General features: G+C 39.6%; 32 protein-coding genes. 14 read left to right on the top strand and 18 right to left on the bottom strand.

The window, feature by feature from the left end; translation table 11 throughout:
- Nucleotides 1-101 precede the first annotated feature (101 nt).
- Both LJC66_RS17075 and LJC66_RS17070 read right to left on the bottom strand, forming a co-directional pair.
- Nucleotides 102-743: a response regulator gene (locus LJC66_RS17075; protein WP_195696482.1), complete on the bottom strand. Its 642-nt coding sequence runs from the start codon at nt 741-743 to the stop codon at nt 102-104.
- On the bottom strand, nt 744-1,565 hold the full coding sequence (locus tag LJC66_RS17070) for a sensor histidine kinase (protein WP_195696483.1): 822 nt from the start codon (nt 1,563-1,565) through the stop codon (nt 744-746).
- 221 nt (nt 1,566-1,786) lie between these two features.
- On the opposite strand from LJC66_RS17070, the gene LJC66_RS17065 reads away from it, so the two are divergent.
- Together LJC66_RS17065 and LJC66_RS17060 are read left to right on the top strand one after the other, a co-directional pair.
- Nucleotides 1,787-2,620 carry an AraC family ligand binding domain-containing protein gene (locus tag LJC66_RS17065; protein WP_195696484.1) on the top strand — a complete coding sequence of 278 codons (834 nt, stop codon included), beginning with the start codon at nt 1,787-1,789 and terminating at the stop codon, nt 2,618-2,620.
- 27 nt (nt 2,621-2,647) lie between these two features.
- A complete protein-coding gene (locus tag LJC66_RS17060; protein ID WP_195696485.1) occupies nt 2,648-3,277 on the top strand; it encodes a LysE family translocator in 630 nt (209 codons plus the stop codon).
- 309 nt (nt 3,278-3,586) lie between these two features.
- Here the strand turns inward: LJC66_RS17060 and LJC66_RS17055 are convergent, their stop codons facing one another.
- The gene (locus LJC66_RS17055) at nt 3,587-3,949 is read right to left on the bottom strand and encodes a transporter (RefSeq protein ID WP_153253242.1); all 363 of its coding nucleotides are present in this window, start codon (nt 3,947-3,949) and stop codon (nt 3,587-3,589) included.
- 198 nt (nt 3,950-4,147) lie between these two features.
- Here LJC66_RS17055 and LJC66_RS17050 point away from each other — a divergent pair, with 198 nt between their 5' ends.
- The 3 genes from LJC66_RS17050 to cotJC are packed head-to-tail and all read left to right on the top strand — an operon-like array spanning nt 4,148 to nt 5,244.
- Complete coding sequence (locus tag LJC66_RS17050; RefSeq protein WP_276510998.1) at nt 4,148-4,396, top strand: spore coat associated protein CotJA; 249 nt, start codon at nt 4,148-4,150, stop codon at nt 4,394-4,396.
- Nucleotides 4,393-4,653, top strand: coding sequence for a spore coat protein CotJB (locus tag LJC66_RS17045; RefSeq protein WP_195696486.1), 261 nt, complete (start codon nt 4,393-4,395; stop codon nt 4,651-4,653). The genes LJC66_RS17050 and LJC66_RS17045 overlap by 4 nt, the downstream gene beginning before the upstream one ends.
- Nucleotides 4,654-4,674: 21 nt before the next feature.
- Nucleotides 4,675-5,244: a spore coat protein CotJC gene (cotJC, locus tag LJC66_RS17040; RefSeq protein WP_025751043.1), complete on the top strand. Its 570-nt coding sequence runs from the start codon at nt 4,675-4,677 to the stop codon at nt 5,242-5,244.
- 60 nt (nt 5,245-5,304) lie between these two features.
- On the opposite strand, the gene LJC66_RS17035 is transcribed toward cotJC, so the two are convergent.
- Nucleotides 5,305-5,673 carry a nuclear transport factor 2 family protein gene (locus LJC66_RS17035; protein ID WP_195696487.1) on the bottom strand — a complete coding sequence of 123 codons (369 nt, stop codon included), beginning with the start codon at nt 5,671-5,673 and terminating at the stop codon, nt 5,305-5,307.
- Nucleotides 5,674-5,976: 303 nt separating this feature from the next.
- Here LJC66_RS17035 and LJC66_RS17030 point away from each other — a divergent pair, with 303 nt between their 5' ends.
- Together LJC66_RS17030 and LJC66_RS17025 are read left to right on the top strand one after the other, a co-directional pair.
- Nucleotides 5,977-6,555: a TetR/AcrR family transcriptional regulator gene (locus LJC66_RS17030; protein ID WP_230933074.1), complete on the top strand. Its 579-nt coding sequence runs from the start codon at nt 5,977-5,979 to the stop codon at nt 6,553-6,555.
- Nucleotides 6,556-6,581: 26 nt separating this feature from the next.
- Nucleotides 6,582-9,731 (top strand): bifunctional cytochrome P450/NADPH--P450 reductase, encoded by a 3,150-nt coding sequence (locus tag LJC66_RS17025; RefSeq protein WP_269067658.1) that lies wholly within the window; start codon nt 6,582-6,584, stop codon nt 9,729-9,731.
- A gap of 254 nt (nt 9,732-9,985) precedes the next feature.
- On the opposite strand, the gene LJC66_RS17020 is transcribed toward LJC66_RS17025, so the two are convergent.
- Nucleotides 9,986-10,921, bottom strand: a complete 936-nt coding sequence (locus LJC66_RS17020) for a helix-turn-helix transcriptional regulator (RefSeq protein ID WP_195696489.1) — start codon at nt 10,919-10,921, stop codon at nt 9,986-9,988.
- 90 nt (nt 10,922-11,011) lie between these two features.
- Between LJC66_RS17020 and LJC66_RS17015 the strand changes: the two genes are divergently transcribed.
- A complete protein-coding gene (locus tag LJC66_RS17015) occupies nt 11,012-11,530 on the top strand; it encodes a dihydrofolate reductase family protein (RefSeq protein WP_195696490.1) in 519 nt (172 codons plus the stop codon).
- A 77-nt stretch (nt 11,531-11,607) separates the two neighbouring features.
- The gene (locus LJC66_RS17010; protein WP_014459259.1) at nt 11,608-12,048 is read left to right on the top strand and encodes a cell wall hydrolase; all 441 of its coding nucleotides are present in this window, start codon (nt 11,608-11,610) and stop codon (nt 12,046-12,048) included.
- Nucleotides 12,049-12,185: 137 nt separating this feature from the next.
- Here LJC66_RS17010 and LJC66_RS17005 read toward each other — a convergent pair whose 3' ends face one another.
- From LJC66_RS17005 to gvpA, 10 genes are all read right to left on the bottom strand, one after another.
- Nucleotides 12,186-12,710: a hypothetical protein gene (locus LJC66_RS17005; RefSeq protein WP_195696491.1), complete on the bottom strand. Its 525-nt coding sequence runs from the start codon at nt 12,708-12,710 to the stop codon at nt 12,186-12,188.
- A gap of 144 nt (nt 12,711-12,854) precedes the next feature.
- Entirely contained in the window at nt 12,855-12,983 is a 129-nt protein-coding gene (locus LJC66_RS27820) for a hypothetical protein (RefSeq protein ID WP_014459261.1), read from the bottom strand.
- Between the two features lie 32 nt (nt 12,984-13,015).
- Complete coding sequence (locus LJC66_RS17000; protein WP_016764858.1) at nt 13,016-13,333, bottom strand: gas vesicle protein; 318 nt, start codon at nt 13,331-13,333, stop codon at nt 13,016-13,018.
- Between the two features lie 14 nt (nt 13,334-13,347).
- Complete coding sequence (locus tag LJC66_RS16995) at nt 13,348-13,632, bottom strand: gas vesicle protein K (protein WP_013057927.1); 285 nt, start codon at nt 13,630-13,632, stop codon at nt 13,348-13,350.
- On the bottom strand, nt 13,622-13,873 hold the full coding sequence (locus LJC66_RS16990) for a gas vesicle protein (protein WP_013057926.1): 252 nt from the start codon (nt 13,871-13,873) through the stop codon (nt 13,622-13,624). The genes LJC66_RS16995 and LJC66_RS16990 overlap by 11 nt, the downstream gene beginning before the upstream one ends.
- Nucleotides 13,870-14,694, bottom strand: coding sequence for a GvpL/GvpF family gas vesicle protein (locus LJC66_RS16985; protein WP_230933073.1), 825 nt, complete (start codon nt 14,692-14,694; stop codon nt 13,870-13,872). The genes LJC66_RS16990 and LJC66_RS16985 overlap by 4 nt, the downstream gene beginning before the upstream one ends.
- Nucleotides 14,695-14,703: 9 nt before the next feature.
- On the bottom strand, nt 14,704-14,961 hold the full coding sequence (locus LJC66_RS16980; protein WP_014459264.1) for a gas vesicle protein GvpG: 258 nt from the start codon (nt 14,959-14,961) through the stop codon (nt 14,704-14,706).
- Entirely contained in the window at nt 14,958-15,728 is a 771-nt protein-coding gene (locus tag LJC66_RS16975; protein WP_230933072.1) for a GvpL/GvpF family gas vesicle protein, read from the bottom strand. Before LJC66_RS16975 ends, LJC66_RS16980 begins: the two co-directional genes overlap by 4 nt.
- 23 nt (nt 15,729-15,751) lie before the next feature.
- Nucleotides 15,752-16,015 carry a gas vesicle protein GvpO gene (locus LJC66_RS16970; RefSeq protein ID WP_013057922.1) on the bottom strand — a complete coding sequence of 88 codons (264 nt, stop codon included), beginning with the start codon at nt 16,013-16,015 and terminating at the stop codon, nt 15,752-15,754.
- Nucleotides 16,016-16,038: 23 nt separating this feature from the next.
- Complete coding sequence (gene gvpA / locus LJC66_RS16965) at nt 16,039-16,317, bottom strand: gas vesicle structural protein GvpA (RefSeq protein ID WP_013057921.1); 279 nt, start codon at nt 16,315-16,317, stop codon at nt 16,039-16,041.
- Nucleotides 16,318-16,751: 434 nt separating this feature from the next.
- Here gvpA and LJC66_RS16960 point away from each other — a divergent pair, with 434 nt between their 5' ends.
- Complete coding sequence (locus tag LJC66_RS16960; RefSeq protein WP_195696494.1) at nt 16,752-17,576, top strand: SPL family radical SAM protein; 825 nt, start codon at nt 16,752-16,754, stop codon at nt 17,574-17,576.
- 35 nt (nt 17,577-17,611) lie between these two features.
- On the opposite strand, the gene LJC66_RS16955 is transcribed toward LJC66_RS16960, so the two are convergent.
- Complete coding sequence (locus LJC66_RS16955; RefSeq protein ID WP_195696495.1) at nt 17,612-17,995, bottom strand: nuclear transport factor 2 family protein; 384 nt, start codon at nt 17,993-17,995, stop codon at nt 17,612-17,614.
- Between the two features lie 18 nt (nt 17,996-18,013).
- A complete protein-coding gene (locus tag LJC66_RS16950; protein WP_230183389.1) occupies nt 18,014-18,493 on the bottom strand; it encodes an RrF2 family transcriptional regulator in 480 nt (159 codons plus the stop codon).
- 160 nt (nt 18,494-18,653) lie between these two features.
- Here LJC66_RS16950 and LJC66_RS16945 point away from each other — a divergent pair, with 160 nt between their 5' ends.
- Nucleotides 18,654-19,637: a LacI family DNA-binding transcriptional regulator gene (locus LJC66_RS16945; RefSeq protein WP_195696497.1), complete on the top strand. Its 984-nt coding sequence runs from the start codon at nt 18,654-18,656 to the stop codon at nt 19,635-19,637.
- A 293-nt stretch (nt 19,638-19,930) separates the two neighbouring features.
- Nucleotides 19,931-20,614 (top strand): TerC family protein, encoded by a 684-nt coding sequence (locus LJC66_RS16940; RefSeq protein ID WP_016764850.1) that lies wholly within the window; start codon nt 19,931-19,933, stop codon nt 20,612-20,614.
- Between the two features lie 36 nt (nt 20,615-20,650).
- On the opposite strand, the gene LJC66_RS16935 is transcribed toward LJC66_RS16940, so the two are convergent.
- Nucleotides 20,651-21,202 carry a helix-turn-helix domain-containing protein gene (locus tag LJC66_RS16935; protein WP_050691007.1) on the bottom strand — a complete coding sequence of 184 codons (552 nt, stop codon included), beginning with the start codon at nt 21,200-21,202 and terminating at the stop codon, nt 20,651-20,653.
- Nucleotides 21,203-21,297: 95 nt separating this feature from the next.
- Between LJC66_RS16935 and LJC66_RS16930 the strand changes: the two genes are divergently transcribed.
- On the top strand, nt 21,298-22,023 hold the full coding sequence (locus LJC66_RS16930) for an AzlC family ABC transporter permease (protein ID WP_195696499.1): 726 nt from the start codon (nt 21,298-21,300) through the stop codon (nt 22,021-22,023).
- Nucleotides 22,020-22,349 (top strand): AzlD domain-containing protein, encoded by a 330-nt coding sequence (locus tag LJC66_RS16925; RefSeq protein ID WP_195696500.1) that lies wholly within the window; start codon nt 22,020-22,022, stop codon nt 22,347-22,349. Before LJC66_RS16930 ends, LJC66_RS16925 begins: the two co-directional genes overlap by 4 nt.
- The last annotated feature ends 96 nt before the right edge of the window (nt 22,350-22,445 follow it).

Here is a 22,445-nt window from a genome sequence, read left to right as displayed (position 1 = left end):
AATATTCAAATGCTAATAACTTCATAATAGTTTTCAGATAATTTATAGAAAAATAAAATGTTTTACATCTATGAACACAAAAAAACAGCTCGTGAAAGCTGTTAGTTCATCAAGCCATTTTGAAACGCATAGCTTGTCAGCTGCACGCGGTTTTCTAAATGAAGCTTGCTTAAAATATTTTTTAAATGGCTTTTTACCGTGTGTTCAGAAATAAATAACTGCGCGGAGATATCGCGGTTTGACAGTCCTTTAGCCACTAATTGAAGCACTTCAAGCTCTCGTGCAGAAAGGGGAGTGTCGAGTTTTTTTATCGATGTTTCTTGCGGAAACTCTTTTAAAATTTGAAACGCAATTTCTTTTGACATAGGAACTTCATCTAAAGCGAACGCACGCAAATAGTCGTACCACACTTCAGACTGCAGGTTTTTTAACAAATAGCCCTGTGCGCCTTTTTTCAGCGCATCAAATAAATCCGTAATATCGTCTGAAACCGTGATAACCACAATTTTAACGTACGGAAACTGAAGCTTAATTTGTTTTGTCGCTTCCAACCCGTTCATCACAGGCATTCCAATGTCCATTAGTACGATATCAGGCATTAACTTTTCAGTCAGTTCAATGGCTTCTTGCCCGTTGGTTCCTTCGCCAACAATAATAAAATCTTCATATTCTTCTAAAATATCGCGAATGCCTTCTCTCGCATGAGCATGATCATCTACAATCAAAATACGAAACGGCTGCATTTACATAACCCCCTTTTTAATGCTAACAATGGTTTGGTTCTGTTTTCGCTCAATGGAAAAGTCCCAGTTCATGTCCTTCGCACGATCTTTCATAATTTGCAAACCAAGACCGGACTTGAGAGAGTCGGACGTAAAACCTGTACCTAAATCTGTAATTTCACAAATCCATCCCCCGGCCGTTTCAGTGGCTGTAATCCAGATTTTATTCGTTTTTGCATGTTTGATTACATTCATAGCCGCTTCCTTTACACAAGCAAACAGCTCGTTTTTTTCTTTTCTCGACAGCGTTGTTTCTGACAGTCTCCAATCTAGGTTTACATCTAGTAAATGAGTATGTGTTAAATCATCGACGTATTGATGAATGCTTTCGGTCCAGCTTTCGGAAGAGTCAGACGGAGAGTGCTTTAAATTCGTAATCGCTTGACGCGTATCGTCATGGACATGCTGAAGGGTTTGTTTCATCCGGATAAAGTCAGGATCCTGTTCTAATTTATTTTTTCTTCCGAACTTGTTCATTTTAACAGATAGGAGAAACAGCGACTGTGCAATACCGTCATGCAGTTCACGAGCTAATTTTTCACGTTCAATAAGTGCTGCTTTCTTTTCTTTTTCTTGTCTTAGTTCCTCTTGCATTTTTTCTAAAATAGAAAATAAATAGCGGACAAATACAAGCGTTACAAAAAAGACAAGGAGCGGAGAAAACACATTTCCCATATCCATTGAGATGTAAGGGAGCAAAAAGGCATGACGAACATACTCCCAAAGCGCGATGGTCAGAGTTGGAAGAAGCAAAATCAGCCATTTAATTTGTCTATATTTCACGGTATCCCTTCTTTCGTCCATAAAATGTGTCTATATTTTATCATTTGAGCAGAAAATTACTAGAGGAAAGAAGAGAAATCACTCTTAAGGGTGATTAGTACCACCCGTAGCTGAACGGATAAAAGTAATGGAAAAAGTCTTATCTGCAATATCATACAAGAAAAATTTTCGAGTGAATGGTATGGTTAAAAAGCTTAGTATGTGACAAGGAGGGGTCATTGATGGTAAAAGAAATTCGCACGGCGCACGTTGACGCCGATTTACATATTGAAGCTTATCGTTTTAAAGGGATTATGCAAAAGTTTCCTGCTCATTTTCACGAGTATTATGTGATTGGATTTATTGAAGAAGGTCAGCGTCATTTAATTTGCCAAGGCAAAGAATACATCATTAATCCAGGAGATTTGCTGCTGTTTAATCCGTATGATGTCCATAGCTGTGAACAAATAGACGGCAAAACGCTTGATTATCGCTGTATTAACGTGACGCCAGAAGTGATGAAAAAAGCCGTTTTTGACATTAACGGAAGTGACAGTCTTCCGCGTTTTAACAGCAGCGTGGTACAAAGAAGTGATGCTGTCTCTAGTTTAAAAGAGCTTCATTTGCAAATTTTAAATGGTGAACGGGAGTTTAAGAAAGAAGAGTTATTTTTATATTTGCTAGAAGAACTCATGCAGGATCATTCAAACCTTTCTTTTCTTTCGTCAGCCGTTGACACGTCCCGTGAAATTACAACGATCTGCAGCTATTTGGAAGACAACTATACAAACAAGATCACGCTGGATGAGTTAAGTCAGCTAATTGGATGGAGCAAATACCGGCTGCTGCGCTCTTTTACAAAGCAAAAAGGAATTTCTCCATACAGCTACTTGGAAACAATTCGAATCAATCAGGCTAAAAAGCTGCTAGAGCAGGGGAAAAAGCCAATTGACGTATCCTTTCTAACGGGATTTAGTGATCAAAGTCATTTGACTAAATTTTTTAAAAGTCAGGTTGGGTTAACGCCAAAACAATATATGAAAATATTTGAAAGTGAAAAGAAAACAGGATGCTAGTAATAGCTTAGAAGGGAGAGAAGAGCTGTGGATCATTTAGCTGCTTACATGCTGATGGCATTGGTCATGTCGATGATACCTGGTGCTGATACAATTCTTATCATGAAAAATACGCTTCATCACGGAGCAAAAGCAGGACGTTTCACCATACTCGGTATGGCTACAGGCCTCACGTTTTGGACGTTAATTGCTGTGCTTGGCTTGTCTGTTGTTATTGCGCAGTCGGTGTATCTATTTAACACGATTAAATACATAGGGGCAGCGTACTTATTTTACTTAGGCATCAAAATATTTCTGACCAAAAATACGCTCTCATTGAAGGCCATTTCAGAAGAAACAAAAACTGTAAAGTCTTCATCTAATCGCTGCTATAAAGAATCCTACATACAGGGAGCTCTTAGTAATTTTCTTAATCCTAAAACGGTATTAGTTTATATTACGTTTATGCCGCAGTTTATTAACTTGGATGCACACACAAATCAACAGCTGCTGATACTCGGTTTTATTCTGACGCTTATAGCAGTAGGGTGGTTTTTAATCTTGGTGTATGTAATAGATTACGTGAAAAAATGGTTTAAAAAACCGGTGTTTCAAAAAGCCTTTCAACGATGCAGTGGCGTGCTGCTGATTGGTTTTGGAATAAGAACAATAGTGTAATCGTGGTTAGTAGGCAAAAAAAGCTGGGATAAAAATATGTTAGTTAGAAGATCCGAATGAGTTTGATTCTTGATGGAGAATCAAACTCGTTCGGATTTTTTTATTAGTATGGTGAACATAGCTTTCATATATTTATTCAGTTATTTCTAGTTGTTGATTGGAGGGCAAGGCGAAGACTCCTGCGGAAAGCGAAGTCTTGCCCTCCAATCAACAGCGGTGTCACAAGCCACCCATACTAGTTCATGTATCCAATTTGCTCGTCTCTAGGTTGTATTGATTTAACTATGTCTCAATTTCTTTTCTTAACGTTTAAAAACACGTAAACGAAACAATTTGTCGTGTATCCACACCGAAAATGGTCCAAAAACGTCCGTTCCATCTAAAACCTGCAACCGATCGCGGGCCTACAAAAATAGGGAAATACCAGAAGCTAGAGCCGTTTCTAAGCCATATGAACGTATTTCGGAACAGACATAGAGAAATCGCTCCAGGATCAACGGCAAATGGAGTTGCCGTTTGTTGAGCCGGAATAAATGCCGGCGGAGGAGAAGTTGGAGCCTGCTGCGGGCTAGGTGTAGGCAAGCCGCCTGGTGGTCTAGGAGGGCCTGGAGGGAGTTGAGGGCCAGGGAATCTTGTTGAGTATGAATAAAAATCCATGTAATTAATGTTCATTTTTTAACACCTCTTCTTTTATCACTATTTTATAAGATATGAGAAAGATGCCTAAAGGGATTGGGCAAATATAACGTTTTTATATAGGCCTTTTTGATGACGAAAAGGTTCGTTCCTAAGTAGGAAGTAAATTCCTTCATGAACTCGATAAAAGCTGAATAGGATAAAACAGAGTGTGTTTTTAGAGGAGGAATTTTCATGGATAACAATCCAAAAAAGATGTTTACACCGGTTAAGACCTATCAACCTTTCCACAGTATCTATGATCCTTGCCGGCCGATAGGAGTTAAATATTATTCTACGCCGCCTCATTTATACATGGGATTTCAGCCGCCAAACCTGCAGCAGTTTTCTCCAAAAGAAGCGCTGAAAAAAGGAACGCTGTGGCCGGCTTTTTGGGATTACTATGAAAATCCATACAAAGATAAGAAGAGGGATGAAGAATGAAAAATCTACCTCCAGAGTACTACAGGGATTTAGAAGAAATACAGGCCGTTGATTTTGCATTAGTAGAATTAACGCTGTATTTAGATACTCATCCAAATGATCAGCAGGCTATGCAGCAGTTTAACGAATACGCGCAGCAGGCTATGCAGTTAAAAAGAACCTTTGAAACAAAGTACGGGCCGCTTCAGCAATATGGAAACAGCTATACCGACGGAAAGTGGAGCTGGGGAACAAGCCCTTGGCCATGGCAAATATAAGCAGATAAAGGCGGGAACTATATGTGGGTGTATGAAAAGAAATTGCAGTATCCAGTGAAAGTAAGCACGTGTAATCCAACGCTTGCCAAATATTTAATGGAACAATACGGGGGAGCGGACGGAGAGCTTGCGGCAGCACTTCGTTATTTGAATCAGCGCTACACGATTCCAGATAAAGTTGTTGGACTGCTAAACGATATTGGTACAGAAGAGTTTGCTCACCTTGAAATGATTGCGACGATGATTTATAAGCTAACAAAAGATGCAACGCCGGAGCAGCTGAAGGCAGCTGGGTTGACAGAACACTATGTGAACCATGATAGTGCACTTTATTACAATAATGCTGCTGGCGTTCCGTTTACAGCTACGTATATACAGGCAAAAGGAGATCCGATTGCAGATCTTTATGAAGATATAGCTGCAGAAGAAAAAGCAAGAGCTACATATCAATGGTTAATTGATATATCAGATGATCCTGATTTAAACGACAGCTTACGATTTTTACGAGAAAGAGAGATTGTTCACTCCCAGCGGTTCCGTGAAGCCGTTGAGATTTTAAAAGATGACAGAGACAGAAAGAAAATCTTTTAACGAGTAAAAGGAACATCCCTCTTAGTACAAGAGGGATGTTTTTTATTATGGCAGCGTTGATTATGCGCTAGAACTGCAGTGACAAGAAACAACCTTTAATTTCCCTCCAACATCTTTCCAAACTCGCGTATAGCAGTATTCGCCTCCAATAGATTCACCGGTTGCCAGTGCCCCATTTAACGCTACTTTTGTAACGGTAACGGCAAGTTCTTGAAACAGTTTAACTTCTTGTTCCAACACTTCCATGCCCGCTATATCAAGACTTTTTGAACGATGAACATTTATATCTTCTTCTTTTGACAACCATTGCCCAAGATGATTTACAAAAATAAGCTCATCTGAAAGTAATTCTTCTAATAGCTCTATGTTATTAGAAAGCATGGCTGAGCGAAGCATTTCTTCGTATTCTATAACTCTTGCTTGATTCATTTTTAATCCTCCTTTACGCCTTGTGTAACTCTTTTCTATTTCCACGTTGCTTTTTCTTTAAACTTCTTCCCTTAATAGATTGTGTTAAATTATGTTAATAGAGGGTATAAGTGGACTAATTTTCTGTAAGCATAAAATATTCTGAAAGACTCCATTATTTACCTTTAAATGGTATAAAATTAGAGTGAAAGAACCTTTTCTTTCCACTTTTCTAGTTATCTTTTTACTATTAAGATGCAGTTTTTTATACTTGTAATTGTAGCGGAATGAACGTTCATTCCGCTTTTGGAAAGAGGTGATAAAGTGGAATCTACTCCAACAAAACAAAAAGCGATTTTTTCTGCTTCGCTTCTGCTGTTTGCAGAAAGAGGATTTGATGCAACCACGATGCCAATGATTGCAGAAAATGCCAAAGTAGGAGCAGGAACAATTTATCGCTACTTTAAAAATAAAGAAAGCCTTGTAAACGAACTGTTTCAGCAGCATGTGAACGAGTTTTTACAGTGCATTGAAAGCGGCCTGGCAAACGAAAGAGAAGGATACCGAGATGGGTTTCATCATATCTTTGAAGGTATGGTGACATTTACTAAAAACCATCCTCGTGCTCTTGGGTTTATTAAAACTCATAGCCAAGGAGCTTTTTTAACGGAAGAGAGCCGCTTCGCATATCAAAAGCTGGTGGAATTTGTTTGCACGTTCTTCAGAGAAGGACAAAAGCAAGGTGTGATTAGAAATCTTCCTGAAAATGCGCTAATTGCTATTTTATTTGGAAGTTTCATGGAAGTATATGAAATGATTGAAAATGACTATTTATCTTTAACTGATGAACTTCTTAGCGGTGTAGAAGAGAGTCTGTGGGCAGCACTTAGCAGACAATCATGAAACTTAACAAGTGAAAGAGGGATAACATGACAATTAAAGAAATGCCTCAGCCAAAGACATTTGGAGAGCTTAAAAATTTACCGTTATTAAACACAGATAAACCAGTTCAAGCTTTGATGAAAATTGCGGATGAACTAGGAGAAATCTTTAAATTCGAAGCGCCTGGCCGTGTAACGCGTTACTTATCAAGTCAGCGTCTAATTAAAGAAGCATGCGATGAATCACGCTTTGATAAAAACTTAAGTCAAGCGCTTAAATTTGTACGTGATTTTGCAGGAGACGGGTTATTTACAAGCTGGACGCACGAAAAAAATTGGAAAAAAGCGCATAATATCTTACTTCCAAGCTTTAGTCAGCAGGCAATGAAAGGCTATCATGCGATGATGGTCGATATCGCCGTGCAGCTTGTTCAAAAGTGGGAGCGTCTAAATGCAGATGAGCATATTGAAGTACCGGAAGATATGACGCGTTTAACGCTTGATACCATTGGTCTTTGCGGCTTCAACTATCGCTTTAACAGCTTTTACCGAGATCAGCCTCATCCGTTTATTACGAGTATGGTCCGTGCATTGGACGAATCAATGAACAAGCTGCAGCGAGCAAATCCAGATGACCCAGCTTATGATGAAAATAAACGCCAGTTTCAAGAAGATATTAAAGTAATGAACAACCTAGTGGATAAAATTATTGCAGATCGCAAAGCAAGCGGTGAACAAAGCGATGATCTATTAACGCATATGCTAAACGGAAAAGACCCAGAAACGGGCGAACCGCTTGATGACGAGAACATTCGCTATCAAATTATTACATTCTTAATTGCGGGACACGAAACAACAAGCGGTCTTTTATCATTTGCCCTGTATTTCTTAGTGAAAAATCCACATGTATTACAAAAAGCAGCAGAAGAAGCAGCACGAGTTCTTGTAGATCCTGTTCCAACCTACAAGCAAGTCAAGCAGCTTAAATATGTGGGCATGGTCTTAAACGAAGCGCTGCGCTTATGGCCAACGGCTCCTGCGTTTTCTCTATATGCAAAAGAAGATACGATGCTTGGAGGAGAATATCCGTTAGAAAAAGGCGACGAACTAATGGTTCTGATTCCTCAGCTTCACCGTGATAAAACAATTTGGGGAGACGATGTGGAAGAGTTCCGCCCAGAGCGTTTTGAAAATCCAAGCGCGATTCCGCAGCATGCGTTTAAACCGTTTGGAAACGGTCAGCGTGCGTGTATCGGTCAGCAGTTCGCTCTTCATGAAGCAACGCTGGTACTTGGTATGATGCTAAAACACTTTGACTTTGAAGATCATACAAACTACGAGCTGGATATTAAAGAAACTTTAACATTAAAACCTGAAGGCTTTGTGGTAAAAGTAAAATCGAAAAAAATTCCGCTTGGTGGTATTCCTTCACCTAGCACTGAACAGTCTGCTAAAAAAGTACGCAAAAAGGCAGAAAACGCTCATAATACGCCGCTGCTTGTGTTATACGGTTCAAATATGGGAACAGCTGAAGGAACGGCGCGTGATTTAGCAGATATTGCAATGAGCAAAGGATTTGCACCACAGGTCGCTACCCTTGATTCACACGCCGGAAATCTTCCGCGTGAAGGAGCTGTATTAATTGTAACAGCTTCTTATAACGGACATCCGCCTGATAACGCAAAGCAATTTGTCGACTGGTTAGATCAAGCGTCTGCTGATGAAGTAAAAGGCGTTCGCTACTCCGTATTTGGATGCGGCGATAAAAACTGGGCTACTACGTATCAAAAAGTGCCTGCTTTTATCGATGAAACGCTTGCCGCTAAAGGAGCAGAAAACATCGCTGACCGCGGTGAAGCAGATGCAAGCGACGACTTTGAAGGCACATATGAAGAATGGCGTGAACATATGTGGAGTGATGTAGCAGCCTACTTTAACCTCGACATTGAAAACAGTGAAGATAATAAATCTACTCTTTCACTTCAATTTGTCGACAGCGCCGCGGACATGCCGCTTGCGAAAATGCACGGTGCGTTTTCAGCGAACGTCGTAGCAAGCAAAGAGCTTCAACAGCCAGGCAGTGAACGAAGCACGCGACACCTTGAAATTGCACTTCCAAAAGAAGCTTCTTATCAAGAAGGAGATCATTTAGGCGTTATTCCTCGCAACTATGAAGCAATAGTAGACCGTGTAACAGCAAGGTTTGGCCTAGATGCATCACAGCAAATCCGTCTGGAAGCAGAAGAAGAAAAATTAGCTCATTTGCCACTCGGTAAAACCGTATCAGTAGAAGAGCTTCTTCAATACGTGGAGCTTCAAGATCCTGTTACGCGCACGCAGCTTCGCGCAATGGCTGCTAAAACGGTCTGCCCGCCACATAAAGTGGAGCTTGAGGCCTTGCTTGAAAAGCAAGCGTACAAAGAACAAGTTCTGGCAAAACGTTTAACGATGCTTGAACTGCTTGAAAAATATCCGGCGTGTGAAATGGAATTCAGCGAATTTATCGCCCTTCTTCCAAGCATGCGTCCGCGTTACTACTCAATTTCTTCATCACCTCGCGTCGATGAAAAACAAGCAAGCATCACGGTCAGCGTTGTCTCTGGAGAAGCGTGGAGCGGGTATGGAGAGTATAAAGGAATTGCGTCGAACTATCTTGCTGAGCTGCAAGAAGGAGATACAATTACGTGCTTTGTTTCCACACCGCAGTCAGGCTTTGCGCTGCCAAAAGACTCTCAAACACCGATTATCATGGTCGGACCGGGAACAGGCGTCGCGCCGTTTAGAGGCTTTGTGCAGGCTCGCAAGCAGTTAAAAGAACAAGGACAGTCGCTTGGAGAAGCGCATTTATACTTTGGCTGCCGTTCACCTCATGAAGACTATCTGTATCAAGAAGAGCTTGAAAACGCACAAAATGAAGGCATCATTACGCTTCACACTGCTTTTTCTCGCGTACCAAATCAGCCGAAAACATACGTTCAGCACGTGATGGAACAAGACGGCACGAAATTGATTGAACTTCTTGATCAAGGAGCGCACTTCTATATTTGCGGAGACGGAAGCCAAATGGCACCTGACGTTGAAGCAACGCTTATGAAAAGCTATGCTGATGTTCATGAAGTGAGTGAAGCAGACGCTCGCTTATGGCTGCAGCACCTAGAAGAAAAGGGCCGATACGCAAAAGACGTGTGGGCTGGGTAAATAAAAAATAACCTTCGCTATTTAGCGGAGGTTATTTTTTATAGCCAGATTGAGACATAACTAAACCCATATCATCTAAAGACGAACAAACTTGAGAAATGAACTTGTATGGATTGCTTGTGATACCGCTAGAAGTAGCCATATACATGAAACCTCCATTCAGCCTACCAATGAAAAAACCCAAACGAATTTAATTCTCTATCAAGAGTCTCAATTCATCGTTCCTTCCTTCAAAAACTACTTTTGTCCCCACCTTATTTATAGCGCCTTAGCGTTTCTTCTGCGTGACAGCAGATCTTTTGAATTAGCTCCTGAGGTTCTTCAATAAGGGCATGAGCACCTAGCGTATAGAAAAAAGAAGCCATGTAGCTTAATTCATTTCCGTCCGTTATCGTATCAATATAGCCAGTGCCATCACGCGTCACCTTCACATGATTTTCAAGCCAGGGAACGCCTTTACACTGACGAACGCCTTCGTGCGTCAAGGTTACTTTTAACGAAATCGGCTGTGTGTTTTCAGGAGTTGTTTCAAGCCACTCCTTTAACGTAAGACACATCTTTTCGTCTTTTTCTAAAATCTTTAATGAGTGAATACGATCTGCTCGAAACAATAATACTTTTTGCTTATCGTAGGAATAAGCGGGGCAGTACCATAAACCGTTATGAGCATAAATGCCAAGAGGCTTGGCTTGTTTCCTTGTTTGACCCGTCTTTGAATCATAAAGAAATTCAATATATTTTCCTTCAAGGCTTGCTTCTAACAGCGCTTTCAAATAAGGAGTGTTTAGATTTCTTTTAGGATTCCAAAATGCAATATGAGCACTCATTTTATCTACTTTTTTCTTCGTTTCTTCAGACAAATATACATAAAATTTTTGAAGAGCTGCATGAATTTCTGCATCAAATGGAAGGTTATGATAATACTGCAGAGCTTGATAGGCAAAAAAGATCGAAATGGCTTCTTCTTCTGTAAACAAAATAGGAGGGAGAATACGGTTTTTTAACACTCTGTAACCACCGCTCCGTCCTTTTTCACTGTAAAGAGGCAGTCCTAATTCGCTTAAGTCCAGTAAATAGCGCTGAACGGTCCGCACGGAAAGCCCAAATTCCTCCGCTAGTTCTTTTGCCGTAAACGTTCTTTTTGTGTTAATAAACATGAGCATATCTACAAGTCGTCTAGATTTAGCCATTTATTTTCACCTTTTTCTTTTAATATGACAAAAAGTGTCGTATTAAGATGATATCATACAGAAACAGTAAAGTTGAAAGGAGAAAAGGGAATGAAGAAAAAAATTGTCGTATATATTGCTGCAAGCTTAGATGGGTATATCGCAAGAGAAAACGGAGAGATTGACTGGCTACAAAGCGTAGAAGGAGAGGGAGACAACGGGTACCGAGATTTTTATGAAACGTGTGATGCGGTCGTTATGGGAAAGGCTACGTACGACCACGTGCTGAAGCTCACACCTGAGTTCCCGTATCTCGATAAAAAGTGCTACGTGTTTAGCCGATCAGCTCAAGGAAAAGATCAGTACGTAGAGTTTGTAAACGAAAGCGTGGCGTCATTTCTCAACAACCTCGATCAAGACGCTAAAAAAATATGGCTAGTGGGAGGCGCTGAGATCCTTGCTGATTTCTTAAAAGCAGAGAGTGTGGATGAATTTATCATATCGGTCATTCCCGTTTTGCTTGGGGGCGGTATTCCGCTATTCAAACAAGGAATTCCAGAAATGGACTTGAAGCTTACCGATATGAAGCAGTACGGGCAAATCGCTCAGCTGTATTACAAAAGAGGATAAACATCCACCTTCTGTTATTTTAGGGACAGTGACATCAAGAGCGTCCTTTTTTCATAGTATATTTTTGGGGTGAAAAAATGCCAAGAGTAAGTTATCGAGATTCAGATGTTGCTTTAATGGCAAGGATGATGAGAGCAGAAGCTGAAGGCGAAGGAAAACAAGGCATGCTGTATGTTGGAAATGTCATTGTAAATCGCCTTAAAGCAAACTGTTTAGATTTCAAAGATTTAAGATCAGTTCCGCAAGTTATTTACCAGGTGCAGGGAGGCAACTATTCATTTGAAGCAGTTCAAAAAGGGAACGTATTTTATCAAAGAGCAAGAAGTGTTGAAAAAAGGTTAGCCAAAAAGAATTTGGATTATTGGAGAGAACACCCGGGTAAATATGCCTTGTGGTACTTTAATCCATCCGCTCCATGCCCTCCAACCTGGTACGGTCAGCCCGCTTCTGGTCAATACAAAAATCACTGTTACTATGAGCCGAAACCAGGAACGTGTGCAAGCGTTTATAACGGTTAGATAGCTTATGAGATATGCTGCATTCTAAAGGTTTGACCTTAAAAAATTTTAGCTGCAGGTGACAAGGTAGTCGTTCTTCATATAATGAAAGAAAGCCCTCTTTTAATAAAGGGGGCTTTTGCTAATTGCTGCGTTTCTCATTTTGCTTCAAATTTTATGTTTTTACCAGCAGCAAATTCGGATTGATCCTTCGCTTTTGTATCCTTTACCATCCAGGACGTCTTTACCTTAGCTGCTGCTAAAATATCTTTGATTTGCTTATCGGTTAAACCTTTCGTATAAAGGATAAATTCCCTTGTATAGATATTTTTGTTTTCTTGCTCTTCATCTGCACCGCTGCCAAACCAATATCTTGTTTGCTGATCGTCTTTCATGTTATTAAAAGCTTGTTTATAATTAGGCAGCTTAACTTGAATATTCGACAGGTAATCCGTACCGCGTAATGTAAGAACCACATGCACTTTGCGAAAATCTTGTTTAGAGGGGCTTGTTAATTCGGATATTTCAACTTCACTAAATTCTTTTTTCGTCAGCGGTTTAACTGTAGTAGAAACAGAAACTTCCGGCTCCGACTTGTTTGTCGCAACGTCTTCGGTACTGCAGGCACTTAAAATGATCACCGTTAAAAGAGCATAAACGAACCCCACTACTTTTTTATTCATGCACGTTCTCCTTTGTCATTAATAGATAATGGTACTCATTCGTCGTATTCATTGTATTTACCTCTATTTGTTCCAATGTCCTAATCAACGAAGAAAATCGTAAAAGTATAAAAAAAGAAATGCCGAGGCATTTCTTTTTTCGTTCTATGAGTCTGGATTAAGCGAAGTATGCGTATACTCCGGCATACGCTCTTCTTTTTCCGTTAGCTGAGTATCGGGGCTTTGCTGCTCTTGTGAAACAGGAGACAGCGTAGATTTTTGTTCAGAATTCATGTTTGTTATTCCTCCTTATATAAAGTGAGCCGTTAATCAAGCGAAAGCAAATCATCTTGAATTCGCTGCGTTAAAGATGCCACTTGCTGCGTTAAACTGTCATTTTCCGCCTGGAGTTTTTGGTAAGACTGATTTGCTTTTGAACATAGGTAAGGGTCTGTTTCCCACCAGTCCATCCCAATTTCTCTTGCTTTATCAATAGAAGCGACAAGCAGCCGGATTTTGATTGTTAAGAGTTCAACATCAGCAATTTGCACTTTAATATCTCCAGCAATAACAAGACCTTTATCTAATACTTTTTCCAATACTTCTACAATGGTGCCCAGATGCCCGTTATGTTCCGCCGCCATTTTTTCACTCCTTGTTATAACACTTTTCCTAGGGGACCTAGATCAATATTTAAATCTTCATTTGTAAAGTTAAACACTGATTTTAGCTCCTCCATTTTGTTCTCTAACTTCATCAACGCCACGCCCAGGTCTTCGATTTGAGCGTCCGTCAGGTTTCCGCTGTCGACTCGGCGAATCGCATGTTTTTCAATGAGCTGCCGCAGTAATTCAATGACGGTTAAAACAAGCTGCGCTAGGCCTTGTTCAGCATTTTCCGCGCTCAGCTCAATGCGGCCGTTTCGTTTGAGGTTATTTTCCATTTCGCAACGCCTCCGTTTCCTGTTCAAGCTGCTGAGAAGAAATGATTTGACGATCATGAGAGCCTATCAGCGTTTCTACAGAAGAAATCAATACCCGTAAATCAAGGTAGACTAAATCAATTCCGGCAATTGAAATCAATAAATCACCTTTAATGGCAATTCCTTTATCGAGGATCACATCTAATATATCAATGAGGGCGATGTCTTTTTGCTCCAGCGTTTGTTTTCGCAGCGATGTCATCCCGCATCTTTCTCCGAGCGCAGAGTGTCGATATGATAAGCAGGCCATGGTCCCGTTACTTCGATGTTCAGTCCCATTTCCCTATAAAACGTTTGCTTGTCGCTAATGGCTTTTAAAAATGATTCTACATTGTTCTTTGAAAGAAGGTAGATGCTGTTCCAACACATGCTGTAGCTCTCGCCGGTTATTTTTTGACTCCAGTTATTTTTGATTGTGTGGTAAGCGGCGTAAGGGCTTATCTCACTGTGCAAGTGATCACAAAGCGAAAGCTGTTCTTTTTCTGTTTCTTCTTCGATCAGCCTTTCTATCTTTTTACGTTCAAAAAACTGCCTGCCTGGAGGCAGCGTATTTATTTCTTCTTTTTTCTTTTGGATCGTTTCATTGTTCGTTAGCAGATACTTCTTTAAAGAATTCGTATGGGCATACACTTTTATATTCCATTCTTCAGATCTTTTTAAAAGCTGAAGAGAAGAGAGGGTTTTTTCTTTGTTATGAGCAATACTTTTTTGACAGCTATCCTTGCTTTTGTAGACCGTACAAAATTTCATGGGAAGAAGCGTGTAGTGACTTTGTAAGAAAAGAAGAGTCTCATGGTGATGCATGGCTTTGTCCTGCAGCCATTTCATATCGTGCTCGATCTTTTCTTTCAGCATTTCTTCCGAATACTCATCGCTTGGCAAGTCGCATACAAATGCGGTAATGTCATCAAAGCAAAGAGCATAGATAGGATTGTTCTCATCCATGCCTTCAAGGGAAGAAAAGGGGATTTTCTTGGCTTCTTCCGTTGGAACTAGACCATATAAATAAATGAGCTTTTCCATCTTTTAACCTCACTTTTGTTTCTTCGTCATTGATTCCCATCTTTTTAATTCATATTCTTTTGCAGCTTCATATCTCAGCAGCAGTTCTTTTTCTTTTTCCATATATGCATCTTCTGGTATTTCTCCAAGCTCATACATCATTTGAAGATGAACGATTTTTTGCTGAATAAAAGAGACATCGTAAAGTTCTTTATCCGCTTCTTCCTTGATTTTCTGTCCGACTTTTACAATGAGCGTAACAGGAGACAGCAGCAGTTTATGAATCATACATTCTCTTCTACTTTTAGTTGAATATTAATAAAGTTATAAGCAGCCCACGGTCCGGAATATTTAAAATCGGCTTTGTGCTTCCATTTTTCGTACAGGTCATTTACACGTTCATCAAACGCTGCTTCTTTTTCTCGGTCAATTAAAAATGAAGCGTTCAAAAGCATCGTTTCCACAATAGGAGGGTTGAGTCTCGACGCTTCAGCTATCGGTTCTAACTGTTGATACAGCTCTTTTTTACAGTCGTACTGAAGCTTTAAAAAGAATTTCTGAGCTGTTTCTCCGTGGGCAATTTGTTTATAAAAATCAGCACTGGCAGAACGCTGGTTTCGTACTTGCTGCAAAGAAGAATCTTGATTCACTTTTTGTTTCAGCCAGTCCGGTTTCCCTATTACTTTTAGTCCGACTTCTATTTTTCCTTTTAACTGTGGGAAAAGAGAGGCGAACTGTGGATATAAGTTTTCTAACAGCATTTCAACATCTTGCTGACTATGAAACACATTTCCAAAGCTGATTGGAATGACCGAATCATGCTCATTCATTACTTTGGAAATCACCTGCTGGTGCGCTGTGACGTTCTCTTTTGTAGGATGATAAATTTTAAGAGGAAAGGCAGCAGCCACTATAGCTGCATCTCGGTAATGAATGGTAAAAGTAGCTCTTTCTTGCTGATCAATCGTGACGCTGCCAAACGTATGCGCCTCGGTGGCGGGAATACTGCAAAAAATATAAATGCCCGTTTCTTCACTCATTGATTTTTGTTTCATTCCTTTCCATTAAAATAATCAGCTTACTTCTCTGCTGGAGAGCTTCGATAGCGCAGGCTGGTGCGTGAAAAAGACGTGATGTTATGCTGCTTATTGACCAGCACTTCATAGATACCAAGCAGTTCATCTTTTGCATAGCGCCTCATATACTCCTGTTCTTCAAATGCCTCAAGTGTTATTTTCCATCCTCCATTTTGAATCGATTCATACGAAATAATTCGGTGAGGAGGAGCAACGTGTTCTTTAAAAAAATCAGTCACGGATTCCATGATTTCGGCTACTTTCACTTCTCTAATCCACCTTTATGAGTTTATAAATCTAAATCTTGTAAAAGGTTTAGCTGTTCAAGTTTTTTTCCGCCGTTATTCGAAGAAAGAAAATCTTCTCTTTCATTATGAAGCAGCCGAACTGCCTCGGCATACCTCAGCCATGTATCCACACTGGCAATAACGATTCGAGCTTCGATGGTAATTAATTCAATACCAATAACGGAAATACGAGCGAATACGTCAATTACCACGCCTTTATCTAAGATGCGGTCAACTACTTCAGCTAGACTAGAACAATCGTTTGATTTGTTAATCGTCATGATGAAATTCCTCTCATGTTGCATAGTAAAATATATACGTTTGCTAATCTTGCTATTAATGTGCGTGATATTGTAAAAAATATACAAATAAACGTGCATAAATTAAAAATAGTATAAAATACCATGATTATTTTTGTTTAGATACGGGTAGAGTTAAATACATTACTTTTATCCATTGATGAATGAAAACACATACATAAAAAACAAAGGGAGTGGAGAAAGATGAGAAAAGAAGAGCAGCCGGTATTATCTGATTTTATTGAAAAGGACCAATTTGAGTTAAATTCATATTTAACCTCTTTACTTGAAACGACAAGTGAAAAGAAAGAAAATCAAAGTTGATGAATTGAAAACATAAAGGGCTACTTTCCATGTGGAAAGTAGTTTTTTCATTTGCGAACTTGATATACTTATTGGACAACGAGGTGAGAAAGATGAACAAAAGAGACGTGGTTTCGAGAAGTATTTTAACAAAAGCGACCGGCTTTTTAGCATCTGGTTATACTCATAGTTTAAATCCATATGCCGGATGTGCATTTTCCTGCAAATTTTGCTACGTGCGAGAGCTGCCAATTCAGCGTTTTAAAGAGATGGAGTGGGGGACATGGCTAGAGCTTAAAGTCAACGCAGCTGAAGTCTATCAAAAAGAAATACAAAAACTGCGAAAAAAAGAGCAGCCGGTGCGCATTTTTATGTCTTCAGCGACAGATCCCTATCAGCCTGCTGAGCGTAAAGCAGGCATCACACGTGCCCTTTTAGAAACGATGATCAATCATCCGCCTGATTTTTTATTGATTCAAACAAGGTCGCCCCTTGTGACGAGGGATATTGATTTGCTTTTACAGCTTCAAAAAGTATGTGATCTTCGCGTATCAATGACTGTTGAAACGGACCGAGAAGATGTAAAACAAATTTTTTCTCCTTATGCTCCAGGGATGAAACTTCGTATGAACGCGTTAAAAAAAGTAAAAGAAAGTGGAATTTCAACGCAAGTAACCATTGCTCCAATGCTTCCTTTCACACCTGAATTTCCTGAAAAAATAGAAGGAATAATGGACCGAATTTGCATTGATACCTTGTACTTAGGAGACGGTTCCTTAGGTAAAACGTCTAAAAGGCTAGGGATGCCGGAATTATTTGAGAAGTACGGTTTCCTAGACTGGTATGACAAAGACATTCATGTCAAAGCCATTCGTTATTTTGAAAAATTTTATCCTTCTTCGATGATTTATCTTTCTCAAGAGGGATTTGCCCCGTAAAAAAAGAAGGGCTAGAAGAGCCCTTCTTTTTTATATTAGTTTTTATACGTATCAAACATGTTCGTATCGTCAGGCACGTTTTCTAAATAGCTGATTTTCCCGTTTTTATCTAGCTTAGCAATATCTTTTCCCGTTTGAGTAAAGACGCTGCCAGATGCACGTTTTCCACATACTGCCCAAGGCGTTTCAAACTTATCTGTACCTTCAACTGCTTTCCAGCCTTCGAACATATGCTTAATATCAGCATTTTCTTTAAACACCATTTTCACAAACAGCTTCCAGTTTTCAATGCCCTGCTTTTCGTGGCCGTTTAAGACAAATATGATATCTTCTGAAAAAAGCCCCACTAATTCTTCAAATGCTTGTTCGCTTGTACGTGATTGATCGAATAAATCAAAATATCTATTTAAGTTTTCCATGATGATCTCCTTTGGGTGCTACAGCACCATTTTTTCTTCTACTGTTGCTTTTAACATGTCCAGGTTTTCTTTCGGACATTTTTTGTTAATTTCATTTGTCAGCGTAGCAATGGTTTGCCGTTTTAGGATAGACTGCCACGAAGATTCGGCTTCTTTCATTAAATCAGATAATAAGCAAATATCTTTGTCTTTTAAGTTAAGCATGTCGTGAAAAATACCGCTTGATGAGTAAAGAGACTGCTTACCTTCAATGGCTACGTATACGTCATAAATACGAATTTCTTCCGGCGTTTTCTTTAAGCGAAATCCACCTTTGCTACCAGGAACGGAAGCAAGTAAATCAGCGCTAACCAGCTTGCGAAGAAGCTTTTGAAAATACGTAGGCGAGCCCCCAAGCTGAGTGCTGATGACATCTCCTGGCAACACAGCTTTTTCAGGTAAAAACGTAAGCAGCAAAATGGCATACACCGATTGCTCAACGCCTGTTTTCATATGCAAAAACATCATCTCCTGTTTTATGTGTACAATATGGATAATCATTATCCGTGTTTAGATTATCATAACGCTTATGAAGCAAAAAGTAAAGCAGTTACTTAATATGCACGCGATATTCGTGTATACTGTGAAAGAAACAGCAACAAAATACGGAGATGAGAGAATGACAACTATTGCAGATATCGCTCGGCTTGCAGGAGTAGCAAAAAGCACTGTATCCCGCTACCTTAACGGAGGGTCTGTGAGCGATGCGACAAAACGAAAAATTGAAGAGATTATTAAAGAAACAAACTATAGCCCAAATGCGTTTGCTCAAAGCTTAAAAGCAAAAAAAACAAACATCATTGGTGTAATTGTTCCGCGCATGGGTTCTTTTGCGACTTCCCGCACATTAGATGGTATTGACCAAGAACTTAGAGACCACCACTATCAAATGATTATTTCCAATTCTAATCAAGATTTAGAAAGAGAAATCGAAAATATCTATACGCTGGCTAAGCAGAAGGTAGCAGGTATTATTCTTCTTGCCGTTCAAATCACAAAAGCTCATTTGGAAGCTTTCCGCACAATTTCAATTCCCGTTTTGCTAATTGGACAGCAGCATGAAGAAGTCCACAGTTTAATTCACCAAGACTACGAGGCTGCATGCGACATTGGAAGGTACATAGGAGAAAAAGGACATAAAAAAATCGCTTTTTTAGGCGTAACCGAAAAAGACATAGCTGTAGGTGTAAAGCGAAAAGAAGGCGTAAAGGAAGGCCTTAAAGACAGAGACTGCGAGATCCGCTGTTATCAAACAAGCTTTAACATGAGCGATGCAATCGGGGCCGCTACGGCTGTGATGAAAGAATTTAATCCGTCCATCATTGTATGTGCGACCGATAACATTGCGCTTGGCACATTAAAGGCAGCTTATTTAAACGGACTGCGCGTTCCGGAAGATGTATCCATTACCGGCTTTGGAGGCTACGAAATTACAGGTGTGATTCATCCCAGCTTAACAACCGTAAAATATTACTATAAAGAAGCGGGACAAATGGGGGCACAGCGAATTATTAAGCTAGTCAACGGAGAAGAAGTTGAGAAGCTTACACTTTCTAACTATGAATTGATTGAAAGAGAAAGCGTTGACAACCGCTTTGTATAAAAAAACGATTGACAGAATGTAGGAGATGCTATAGTATAAGTGGTGTAAATACAAACAAATAATTGAACGTATCTCCTAAAGGGGAGTAGCTTTAACAGCAAAGTCGTCATTACAGAGATTATCTCTCGGCTTTGTTGGCGACATTATGTTGTTAGCAAGACCTTTACCGTTTATTTGGTAAGGGTCTTTTTTGTATTCAATTATAAAAAGGGAGGAAAAGGTATAAAAAGGGAGGAAAAGGCTCGGACATTTAGAGGAGAAACGTTACATAAAAAGAGAAGGTGGAGGTAACTATGGAGGAACTAATTGGCGTATCAGTGCAAGGTTTGCTGCAAATTATTTTTCTTGATTTAATTTTAAGCGGGGATAACGCGATTGTGATTGCAATGGCGGCTCGTAACGTACCAAAAGATTTACAAAAAAGAGCGATTTTAATTGGAACAGGCGGCGCGATTGGTCTTCGATTATTATTTGCGGCTATTATTGTCCCTTTATTGAAAATTCCATTAATCGGAGCGGTCGGCGGTTTGATGCTAGTATGGATTGCATATAAATTATTAGCGGACAATCACGATCACGGCGACAATCCTCAAGGTGGAGCAACGGTATGGAGCGCGGTTAAAACGATCATTATTGCAGATGCGGTCATGTCATTAGATAACGTATTAGCTCTAGCAGGTGTAGCTCACGAATTTGTCCCGATTATGATTGGTGTATTAATTTCAATTCCGATTATTATTTGGGGAAGCAGCTTTATCATGAAAGCAATGGAAAAATTTCCGATTATCATTTACGCTGGAGCGGCGATGCTTGCATGGTCTGCTGGAAAAATGATTGTTGAAGATAAAATTATCGGCGGATTTGTTCCAAGTACAGCTTTACATCTCGCTGTTCAAGTTATCTTAACTATTGCAGTTGTAGGTATTGGGTACATGAAAAACAAAAAAATGAAAAAAGAACAAGCCCACGCAGCTTAAAAAAAGAGCGTACGGATCATCCGTACGCTCTTTTTTTTATGATTCGGGGTAGTGCATAAGCAAAAAAAAGCTTGCTTCTTCTTCAGAAGAATTGATATAGCTGTGAGAGGTATTTCCTGAAAAATGAAGAGCGTCTCCCGAGGCTAATTCATGTTCTTCATTTTCAAAACGAACCGTTAATTCGCCTTCTTTAATAAGTAAGTATTCATCTCCTAAATGAGTTTTCGCTTCGTGTACGCATCCGGGCTTTAATGTGACGATGTAAATTTCAAACTTTTTTTCCGGATGATAAGGAAAAAAAGAATATACTAAGTAATCACCTTTGTTGTCCGTGATGGGATCTAGCTGTTTTATGCTTACTTTCTGCACATCTGGGGTGTCTTCTTTCATAAATACAGAAAAAGAGACTTGAAGGCCGTTGGCGATTTTCCAAAGCGTGGTAACCGTGGGACTGGATTTACCTTTTTCAATTTGTGCAAGCATTGCTTTACTAACACCCGTTAATTCGGAAACTTGATCAAGCGTCAAATTTCGATTTTTTCGTAATTTAACAAGATTTTTAGCAATAATATCTTGAATCGCGTCCATTGTTGTACTCCTTTAATTATTATAAAGATAGTATAACATACCGTTGTTTAATATAACGTATAGATGTATAATATAGCAGAAAAGGAGGGAGTACGGTGATTGCAGAAAAAGCAGTACAGCAAAGAGAAAAAGGGGACTTAACGTTCAGACAAGGGGCTAAGGATTGTATCCCTACGCTACTCGGTTACATAAGTATAGGGCTTGCGGCTGGGATCGTTGGAGTATCCTCGCATCTTTCCGTTATGGAAGTTGCTTTATTATCAGCGCTCGTGTATGCAGGGGCAGCACAGTTTATTATTTGTGCACTGATGGTTGCAAACAGTTCGATTTCAGCTATTATTCTCACAACATTTATTGTAAACTTACGCCACTTTCTTTTGAGCGCTACGATCGCGCCTGAATTTACGAAATATTCGTTATTTAAAAACGTCGGAATTGGAGCTCTTCTAACGGACGAATCATTTGGGGTGTCTTCAAGTAAAATTGCAAAAGGTGAGCCAATTAATGACCGCTGGATGAATGGATTAAATATAACGGCTTACGTCAGCTGGATTATTGCCTGTACGACAGGAGCTATTTTTGGCCATATGCTATCTAACCCTGAAGCCTTTGGGTTTGATTTTGCCTTAACAGCTATGTTTTTAGCTCTGCTTGTTTTACAAATCGAAAGCGTGTTACCTTCAAAGCTTAATCATTACTTACGTTTGATTCTTTATATGGCGATTACTATGATTGTGCTGTCTTTTTTCGTACCTTCACATGTGGCTGTATTGATTTCAACGATTATTGTAGCGACAATTGGGGTGGTGACGGATAAATGAGTATCCACTACCCAACACTCATGGTTATTTTAGGATGTGCCCTTGTTACCGTAGTTCCTCGTATTGTTCCGTTTTTAGTTGTACGTAACATCGCGCTGCCAGAACCCGTATTAAAATGGCTATCCTATATTCCTATTTGTATTTTAACCGCACTTGTTGTAGAAAATTTTATCATGCAAGCAAATGACAGCGTAAAGATTAACTGGCCCGTCATTATCGTAGTCATTCCAACCTTACTGATTGCCCTGAAAACCAAAAGCTTATCCATCACCGTTATTAGCGGAGTTGGAATGATGGCGCTGCTTCGTTTTTTTCTTTTGTCATGAAAGCTCAAGTTATGCTCTTAAGTTTTTTTACTGTCTCCTTTACGCACGCTTTTTCATATAGTATGATAAGAGTGTAAATTAGAAGCCAATGAAAAC

Source organism: Priestia sp. TSO9 (assembly GCF_021029645.1).
In the GTDB taxonomy this organism is placed as follows: domain Bacteria; phylum Bacillota; class Bacilli; order Bacillales; family Bacillaceae_H; genus Priestia; species Priestia megaterium_E.
This window is presented reverse-complemented; position numbering and strand designations above follow the sequence as displayed.